The sequence below is a fragment of the Streptomyces sp. NPDC001970 genome (assembly GCF_053594115.1).
Genome location: NZ_JBSFDW010000070.1, coordinates 13,911 through 19,888, shown reverse-complemented (window position 1 = coordinate 19,888; position 5,978 = coordinate 13,911). Strand labels below are relative to the sequence as shown.

The 5,978-nt window shown below is 64.5% G+C and carries 7 protein-coding genes and 1 tRNA gene; 5 read left to right on the top strand and 3 right to left on the bottom strand.

The genetic code is table 11. From position 1 onward, the window contains the following. Window positions 1–111: 111 nt before the first annotated feature. Window positions 112–384: a DUF6959 family protein gene (locus tag ACWCP0_RS40620; protein WP_451083743.1), complete on the top strand. Its 273-nt coding sequence runs from the start codon at window positions 112–114 to the stop codon at window positions 382–384. Between the two features lie 181 nt (window positions 385–565). Here ACWCP0_RS40620 and ACWCP0_RS40615 read toward each other — a convergent pair. Next, window positions 566–641 (bottom strand) — tRNA-Trp (locus ACWCP0_RS40615). Between the two features lie 202 nt (window positions 642–843). Here ACWCP0_RS40615 and ACWCP0_RS40610 point away from each other — a divergent pair. Further along, window positions 844–1,326 (top strand): hypothetical protein, encoded by a 483-nt coding sequence (locus ACWCP0_RS40610; protein ID WP_451083742.1) that lies wholly within the window; start codon window positions 844–846, stop codon window positions 1,324–1,326. Here ACWCP0_RS40610 and ACWCP0_RS40605 read toward each other — a convergent pair. Further along, a complete protein-coding gene (locus ACWCP0_RS40605; RefSeq protein ID WP_451083741.1) occupies window positions 1,323–1,808 on the bottom strand; it encodes a DUF4265 domain-containing protein in 486 nt (161 codons plus the stop codon). The genes ACWCP0_RS40610 and ACWCP0_RS40605 overlap by 4 nt on opposite strands. Before the next feature lie 319 nt (window positions 1,809–2,127). Here ACWCP0_RS40605 and ACWCP0_RS40600 point away from each other — a divergent pair, with 319 nt between their 5' ends. After that, on the top strand, window positions 2,128–2,688 hold the full coding sequence (locus ACWCP0_RS40600) for a hypothetical protein (RefSeq protein WP_451083740.1): 561 nt from the start codon (window positions 2,128–2,130) through the stop codon (window positions 2,686–2,688). 759 nt (window positions 2,689–3,447) lie between these two features. Here ACWCP0_RS40600 and ACWCP0_RS40595 read toward each other — a convergent pair. After that, window positions 3,448–4,134 (bottom strand): alpha/beta fold hydrolase, encoded by a 687-nt coding sequence (locus ACWCP0_RS40595; RefSeq protein WP_451083739.1) that lies wholly within the window; start codon window positions 4,132–4,134, stop codon window positions 3,448–3,450. Between the two features lie 503 nt (window positions 4,135–4,637). Here ACWCP0_RS40595 and ACWCP0_RS40590 point away from each other — a divergent pair. Both ACWCP0_RS40590 and ACWCP0_RS40585 read left to right on the top strand, forming a co-directional pair. Further along, window positions 4,638–5,147 carry a hypothetical protein gene (locus ACWCP0_RS40590; protein WP_451083738.1) on the top strand — a complete coding sequence of 170 codons (510 nt, stop codon included), beginning with the start codon at window positions 4,638–4,640 and terminating at the stop codon, window positions 5,145–5,147. Window positions 5,148–5,696: 549 nt separating this feature from the next. After that, window positions 5,697–5,978, top strand: a 282-nt coding sequence (locus ACWCP0_RS40585; RefSeq protein WP_451083746.1) for a tetratricopeptide repeat protein, incomplete at its 3' end; no start/stop codon positions are given.

Below are 5,978 nucleotides of genomic sequence, written 5' to 3'. Positions count from 1 at the left end.
AGGCCCTGCTGCCATGCGTCGGCCCTCACGCGATCACCCGATCAGGAACCTTGTTCGACCAGGCCAGCCCCGTAATCGATAAGCGGATGGCGTCTCAGGTTGGATGGCCGTATGGAGCGTGTCGAGGCTGAGCTGTTCACGGACGGTGGCAACAACGCAGTAGTGCGCCTGCCCGGCCGCCGCTTCCCCGGTGTGCTGATCCAGGGTGACTCTCTATCCATCCTCCGCAGCGACGTCGCTGAAGTAGTGGAGGCCTTCGACCGGGGAGACGTGGCTGAGGCTCGCGAAACCGCCGGCCTTCTCCTGGCGGACCTCGACGCGCTGCTCGCGGGCTACTCCGCTGCGCTGAAAGCTCACGAGATCCCGCTGCCATACCGGCCCTGAGCTCTGAGCTTGGGAATCACCGGGCACACAAGTTGGGACAGGACGTTTGAGCTGCGGAAAGGCCGTCCCGGTCACTCCGAGACAGCGCCGTGGAGTGACCGGGATAGACCGCGGGTCGCCGGCCGTTCTGGCACACATCTGGCACGGTCGCTCTTCGTCCTGGACGCACAGCTGGGGCAGGCTAAGCCGACCGGATTCGAACCGGCGTCCTCGCGATTTTGGAGACCGCGCGCGACTACCTCTGCGCTACGGCTTCGCCCGGCTGCAATCCTAGCGCCGCCGCGCTTCAGGACAGATCGGTGCGCCGAACCTTCTGATCCGTAGCTCAATGCAGGTCGGTCAGCCTCAGGCATTCCGGTCAGTACACGGCTACACAGGCCGTGGACAGCTGACACGGTTGCTGTGCTTCTCTGCTATACGGCATCTCCGGCTGTCAGTGCTGCATGGCACTGTGCCGCCATGATGACAACGGCAGAGCTCACCCTCTTCGCGGACTACTTTCAGATACACGTATCCGATGCGGATTCGGACGGTGATCTAAGCGACGCGTGGACGGACCAGGCCGTTGCCGATCACCTCGCGGTTGCACAGGATGCGCTGGGCATCGGCACTGCGGTCAATGTCAACGTATCCGTCACTGTTGTCATCCTGCCTCAGGAGCCGAGTGATGACAGCTCGGAATTCGATCACGTGGTTGAGGCCAGCCTCGAGGTGTCGTTGGGTCGCCTGATGGTTCTGGGCTGCACGGACTACGCCCCCGATGCGGCTACGTTCGAGGTCCCGTCAGGCTGGAACCGCGTCCGCGTGTCCCGGAGCAACTTGGCTCGGGCAGCTCAGGCCGACATCGACTCTGACGAGAGCCCCGAAACCACCGAGAAGATGCGTATCCAGGTGTGGCCGGCCTCGGAATCTCCAGCAAAGATCATCAAGCGGTGGTCTTAAGCAACCTCGGTGGTTCGCCAAGCTTCCGTGACGCAGCCCTCTTCCATGTGCCACCACTCCTGATCGGCTCCGTGGTGGAGGAGCTTCTTGATCCTGCCGAGGTTCGCTTCCGGGGGGATATCTAGCGACACCATCCGGAATCGCTCGATGCCTTCACCGCCAGTACCCAGCTCGTGGAAGGCGTTAATCACGCTCTGTCGAGCCGCGGCCGAACCGCCATCGCGGAGCACGATCAAGCGAATAGTGCAGTTCTGCGATGGCTGAACCACCTTGCCTGCCCACCTGGTTCCATCCTCGTCCACGGAGGTCTCTACAACGTCACCGATGGCGACACCTCGTACGAAGAAGGGGGAGTTCGCCAACTCGACTGTTCCAGCGCCGCGATCGACACCCCAAAGGCTCTCCACACTGGCGGGAGGCCAGTCGTCTTCCACTTCAAGGCGGAAGTGGACCTTCAGGTACTGGGGGTCGGGCTCGCTCATGTCCGACAGCATGCACGACCACGGTGCCCTGCGGGATGTGTAGCTAGTCTGGAAGACCACGTATGCGGATGCGGCCTGACCTGGGGCATGGCTGACCTGCAGGGCGGTGGCCGAACCGCCCCGAGGCCCCGTGGTTCCCCGCTGGTCCCCGACTCATCGGGCACGCAAGGGGCACGCGTCCCTAGCCGGAAGCGTCGGCCACTGGGCGGCCCTTTCGTCTGGCGGCCGTACCCACAACTTTGGCTGTGCGCGCCTCGTGCTCCGCTCCGTGCGGAGCGGGTGATTCCGGATTCTGGCCAGCGATGTAGTGTCCTGCTCCATGTCTCGCATCGTCATCCGTGCCATCGGTCTTGCCACACTTCTCGTCGGCGTACTCATAGGCACGTACGGCACCCAGACCTTCGCTACCTCCGTGGGCCTGGCTGGCACCGGAGGCACCCTGACCGTCGCCGGCTGCCGGATCGACGTCTCGTATAGCGACAGTGACCGCGAGGCCGACGACCGGCGCGAGACCCGGCGGTGCTGGGGGGAATTCAGCGCCGCCGACGGCTCGGACACCGACCCGCAGCATGAGCTCGCCAGCGACGAGGCACAGCCAGGAGACCGGATCGAGGTCCGCGATAACGGAACCATCTACATGGAACGGAATGCTGGATCGGTGGCAGGGGGCGCCGCCATCGTCTTCATCGCGCTCGGCATGTCGGTGCTCGGAGGGCTGGTCCTCGCCACTGGGCGCTACCCCTCTCCGGGGAAGATCGAGCAGAGCCAGCGCTTCAATGCCGCGGTGCGCGCTCTTCCGTGCGGCCGGACCGCCTTCTGGATCTGCCTTGGGTCCTGGGGCGCAGGGCTGCTCGGCTTCGGGCTCGCTGAGCTGCTCTGAACAGGCGGAGCCGACAGAGGAGTTGATCGGGCGGAGTGGATCTCGTTTTGTCCGGGAAATGACCAGCGTTGACGCCCCGTGACTCACGCTACGTACCGTGGTGTTTCCTGATGTTGCCGTCAGACTGCCGTCAGCCGGGCGATGCTGTGGCGCTATGAGGTGAGGCCCCGGGCGTTGGCAAGCGCGATGTCAAAGGCCCCCAGCCATGATCGGCTGGGGGCCTTTTCGCTGGTGGGCGCGGACGGTTTCGAACCGCCGACATCTGCCTTGTAAGTTCGACCAGCTGAACCTTCCGCCTGGGTGCCGAGCCTGCGGTAGAGCACGATCAATGCTCCGGGAGGCGCTGAAGACCGATGCGGTCTGCTGACGTTGCCGTCAGAGTCTGCCGTCAAGACCTCTTCGTCCCGAAGCGTTTGGGTAGCGCACTGAACGGGGGCGGTGTGCGGCTGATCTGCATGGACAGTCGGTGTGGGTCAGCCGTTGTCTGGGCAGTCCCTGCCTGCCGTGCTGGCGGCCGGCGGGAGGGCCGGCATCGGCGTACGGGCGCAGGATCGGGAAGTGCGTACGGGAGTGGACCGTCGGCGTCAGTCAAACAGCCCTGAACCAGCCGCGATGGCCACCTCTCTGCGTCAGACCCGTCCCGCCTCGGTCACCGATCGGTGGATCCAGGTTGAAAGCGTGATGTCGTCGCAAGGGTGCGGCCCGGTCGGTCTGGGGGTGCCTCATTGCGTGCGGTGCTGCGGTCGTTGTCGGCGTGACCTATGCGTTGAGGGACTTCGCGGCATCACGGATCACATCGAGGACGAAGTCAGGATGCGAGAGCATGGGAACGTGGCTGCTGTCCACAGGACGGATATCGGCGCCCATGCGCTCGGCGGCGGACCGCTGCAGGTCGGGGTGCACGGTGTGGTCGCTGTTGGCGACGATGAACCAGCTTGGCTTTGTCCGCCAGGCGGTGCCGGGAACCTGCTGATTGAACAGGTCCGCCACTGGCACAGCGCCCGTCGCCAGGACGAGCTTCTGCTCCGCTTCCGGGAGGTCGCCGCAGAAGTGCGGGACGCCCGAGGGCTTGAGCCACACGCGGCCGTCAGCGACGTCCAGGTGCTCGAAGATGGGCGTGCTGGGGAATTTGTCCAGCTGTTCCTGCGACGTCTCGTCCTCGTCTGGGGCGAGCGCAGCGATGTACACCAGAGCGGCGACGCGGTCGTGGGTGCCCGCTTTGGTGATCAGAGTCCCACCGTAGGAGTGACCGACTAGCACGATCGGGCCGGGGACGTGGTTGAGCGTGAAGTTGACGCACGCGACGTCGCTTTCGAGAGAGTTGAGGCCGTGCTGTGAGGCGAAAACCTCATGGCCTTCAGCCTGGAGCGTGGGGATGAGCTTGTTGAAGCACGACCCATCCGCCCAGAGTCCGTGGGCGAAGACAATGCTGGGCTTGCTGGCCATGACATTTCCTCCTACAGAGTTATTAAATATACGACATTGAATCATATGCATGTTCAGTGCCTTATATTGCGTAGTGGTCAGGTGTGTCGCCCAATCCCACTCGCTTGTCATACGAGGTGGAACTCGCGTTGTCGTGGTGGTCACGTGGGTCTGATGATCAGGCCCGTCTCGGCGAGGCAGCCGTCTACCGATCAACGAGAAGACCCGAGAGGCGTCCTGTTGCAGTCTTCCGAGACCTCATGGCGACCTGCGTCGCAGGTAACCGGTCCTTCTAGAGCTACAGGTCAGAAGTTCCCCGTGCCACAACCGCGCCAGATCGGGCGGGGAGCCACGGGGAACCGCGGCTACCAGCAGTGGCCATGGCCAGCAGACGCCCAGGTCCACGTTTCACAGGTCAGGCGCCAACTCGCCCCACCTCGCTCCTAAAGCGGTGATTGCTCGCCCGCGCGGTGGGTGCAAGCCCCTGGGCCTCTTGTCACACCCGATAGCTACTGTGACCGCCATTGATCGCGAACTACGAAAGGCGAGCCATGGGTGCCAGCGGGTGGGATTACGTCACTCCATACCGAGGAAGTCTCCAGGCGACGCTAGCGGCCCTACATGACGAGGTCTTCCAGGAGCTGTACGGCGACGGCGAGGAGTACGAGAGCCTTGAGGCACTCTATGCCGACGAGGAATTTATGGGCGAGGAGGGCACTCACTCGATCCTGGACATAGATCGCATCGTCGAGACGTCGGAGCCTCCGCGCAAACTTCAAGTGGCGGATTACGGCACAATACGCCCGCTGGCTCCGGCCCGGCTTATCCACCACTTCGGCACCGACCGTCCGACGGTCGACCAGTACAACGACACGATGGCCCGGTCCTATGAGGCCATGGAAACCAGTCGGCCTGGAGAAGAGAACACGACGCTGCTGGGTGAACTCCGGATGCGTTGGACGGGCTTTTACGTGCTCCTCTACGCCGACGGCCAGCCCGCCCACGTGGGCTTCTTCGGTTTCTCCGGGGACTGACACGCCATACGACTGGTGGTTGCTGTACAGCAGCGAAGTACAGCAACCACCGCGTCCACCACTGACCGCAAGCAGCCCCAGGCGACCGGCTGACAGGCCGCCGCCATGGCCCGTTGGGGTACGCGCACGCTCCGCCTCGCCGACGGAACCGCGCTCAGCGCCACGGGAACGGGTCTGCGTCTCGCCGTCCTGCTCGACGACCTCGACCGCGAATCCGGCGGCATCCCTACCGGCGACTTCCAACCGCCCTTCGGCCGTACGCCGCTCGACGAGCAGGCATTACCGCGCGCCGCCATCTCCAGCGCCCAGCGCCGTTCCGCCTGCGCCCGCCGCTCGGGATCGTCACAGTGCAGCAGTCGTTTCCTATGCGCCGGGCAAGCGAATGTGTCATCCGGTTGGGCGCGGTCGGCACCCGGCTGGTTGCAGGGCTAGCCGCCCGAATGATTACTAAGAGTGTCAGCATGAACGGGTTGCCCGCCCAGCCACGCCGTCGCTCGGCGTGAGGAACAGGCAGTGAGGGCGGGAGCGCGCGACACTCCTGGAGCGAGAATGCAGGACCTTACGATCTGCCGCGAACTTGGTGAACGCCACGGCGAGGGCCGGCCCCTGAACAGTCTCGGCACCGCTCTGCAGCAGGTGCAGCGGTTCGACGAGGCAATAGCGGCCCACCACCAGGACCTCGCCATCTGCCGTGATCTCGGCGATCGCCACGGCGAAGCTCTGGCGCTGAACAACCTCGGTGCCGCTCTGCAGCAGGTGGGGCGGTTCGACGAAGCCATAGAGGCCCACCAGAAGGCCGCCGACCGTTTCACCGAGCTCGGTGACATCCAC

Bases quoted from the DNA above. Each gene is read 5' to 3' on its own strand.
- ACWCP0_RS40600 (WP_451083740.1), top strand. From the start codon at position 2,128: ATGTCTCGCATCGTCATCCGTGCCATCGGTCTTGCCACACTTCTCGTC.
- ACWCP0_RS40605 (WP_451083741.1), bottom strand. From the start codon at position 1,808: ATGAGCGAGCCCGACCCCCAGTACCTGAAGGTCCACTTCCGCCTTGAA.
- ACWCP0_RS40610 (WP_451083742.1), top strand. From the start codon at position 844: ATGATGACAACGGCAGAGCTCACCCTCTTCGCGGACTACTTTCAGATA.
- ACWCP0_RS40595 (WP_451083739.1), bottom strand. From the start codon at position 4,134: ATGGCCAGCAAGCCCAGCATTGTCTTCGCCCACGGACTCTGGGCGGAT.
- ACWCP0_RS40620 (WP_451083743.1), top strand. From the start codon at position 112: ATGGAGCGTGTCGAGGCTGAGCTGTTCACGGACGGTGGCAACAACGCA.